Genomic DNA, 1991 nt, shown 5'->3' with positions numbered 1-1991 from the left:
GGGCAGTCCCGATACCGAACCGAACAGATATGACGAGGAAACGCAACATTCGGTGACGTTGGGCGGATTTAAGATGAGCAAATATCAAGTGACGCAGAAGCAGTATCAGGCGGTGATGGGGGCAGGGGAAGATCGAACCAATGATACTTATGGTAAAGGGAATAATTATCCGATTTACAATGTAAACTGGTATGACGCGATAGTATTCTGCAACAAATTAAGCGTGATGGAAGGATTAAACCCTGTTTACAGCATTGGCGGCAGTACCGATCCTGCAAACTGGGGAGCCATACCCACCACTATTAGTAACTCGACATGGGATGTTGCGGTAATGGACAGGAACAAAAACGGTTACCGCCTGCCGACTGAGGCGGAATGGGAGTATGCGTGTCGGGCGGGGACGATAACGCCGTTTAATACGGGAGACAACATAACTACAGATCAGGCGAATTATAACGGTAATGATCCGTATAATGGCAATGCGGCAGGAATATACAGAGAAAAGACGACGCCTGTAGGAAGTTTTGCGGCAAATGCATGGGGCCTGTACGATATGCATGGGAACGTGCAGGAGTGGTGCTGGGACTGGTATAGCTCAAGTTATTATTCGAGTAGTCCAACTAATGATCCATCGGGCGCGTCCTCGGGGCCTCTCCGCGTGTGTCGCGGCGGGAGCTGGCACGACCTCGGCGAGAACCTGCGTTCGGCGTTTCGGTGGGACGACTACCCGTTCGACCGGAACCTCATCACTGGCTTCCGGCTTGTCCGTCCCTAGTTTAACAGGCTCAAGTATCAGGGCGAAATGCCCGATCCGTAGCGAACGGAGTGGTCGTGGTAATGCAGTGGTAACTGACACCACTTTTTGGTAGTGTCGCTTGATGAGTAAACAACGCTAGATGTAGCGTATAAAATAACTTGCTCGTATGAGCGAGTAACGAATTGTAAAGGAGATTAAAACCATGAGTACCAAGAAACCTGCCGCTAAAGCGGCTAGTAAAAAAACAGCAACAAAGAAACCCACTGCAAAAGCAAAGAAATCTACCACTACCACAAAACGTGGCGGAAGCCGGGCTTCGCCCGAGACTTCCGCCAAAAGAGCGAAAAATGCAGACGCCACTTCCGCATTAAAAGCAATCAAAGCCCTAACGCAATTGCCTCCCACGAAGAATAAAATCGGCTCCAGCCGGGCTTTGCCCGAGACTGGAGCCAGAGGTGCGAATATAAGGACGCAGCCCAACAATCCATTGCTCACGGAAGATGAAATCATTCAAATATTGGACTCTTTCGGACTCGTAAAGGAAATACTGAAAGAAGCCGCCGCCAATTTGCGACCGCTCGACAGAGCGAGGCTCAACGGCGTAGGCATAAAAAGGCAAGGCTTCATTGAAAGGGCGTTTTTATTTGCCTCCGAAAATCAAGAGTTCCTGCCACGTTATCTGTCAATAGGACAATTTCAAGAAAGCTTTGAATACTTTGTAACACTCCGCACGATATTTGACGCTTGCAGCCAGTTACGCGAATTCATCAGGAACATGGTAGTCGAAGCCGCCGACATCACATTCACGGACGCAGGCGAATTCTACAAAGCCGTTCAAGAAGCCGCACGCAGAAGAATAGACGGAGCGGAAACACTCTATCGTGAACTGTCGCCCTTCTTCAAACACAACATAAGAAGAACAGAAAACGGCGAAGAAGTGGAAACCAAAAAAGAAGCATTACGTGATGTTAAAGGCTTAATCAACGGCAAGAAAGAAGGCAAGTTCGTAATTGAAAACATCAAACCAAAACTGATAGGCGGAAAACACAAAATCATTGACGAAACATTTAAGGAAAAAGCCACTTTCAAAGAAACCGAAGATGTAGAGGAAACTGAATAAAACGCCCTAAATTGTGTCATTTTGACCCATTTTAGAGGTCATTTCTTAAATTTACCCCATTTTCCCATGTTTTTACACCGAAAATGATTAAAATTCAAAGATTAATCCTTGAAA

At 47.0% G+C, this 1991-nt stretch carries 2 protein-coding genes; both read left to right on the top strand.

Features of this window, described 5'->3' with window-relative positions; all coding sequences use genetic code 11:
* The coding region (locus ACYVRH_RS12150) for a formylglycine-generating enzyme family protein (RefSeq protein ID WP_461257169.1) at nt 1-775 on the top strand (775 nt) is incomplete at its 5' end.
* 184 nt (nt 776-959) lie between these two features.
* Complete coding sequence (locus tag ACYVRH_RS12145) at nt 960-1877, top strand: hypothetical protein (protein WP_461257168.1); 918 nt, start codon at nt 960-962, stop codon at nt 1875-1877.
* The last annotated feature ends 114 nt before the right edge of the window (nt 1878-1991 follow it).

The organism is Treponema sp. R80B11-R83G3, from assembly GCF_054786115.1.
This window is presented reverse-complemented; position numbering and strand designations above follow the sequence as displayed.

Bases quoted from the DNA above. Each gene is read 5' to 3' on its own strand.
- ACYVRH_RS12145 (WP_461257168.1), top strand. From the start codon at position 960: ATGAGTACCAAGAAACCTGCCGCTAAAGCGGCTAGTAAAAAAACAGCA.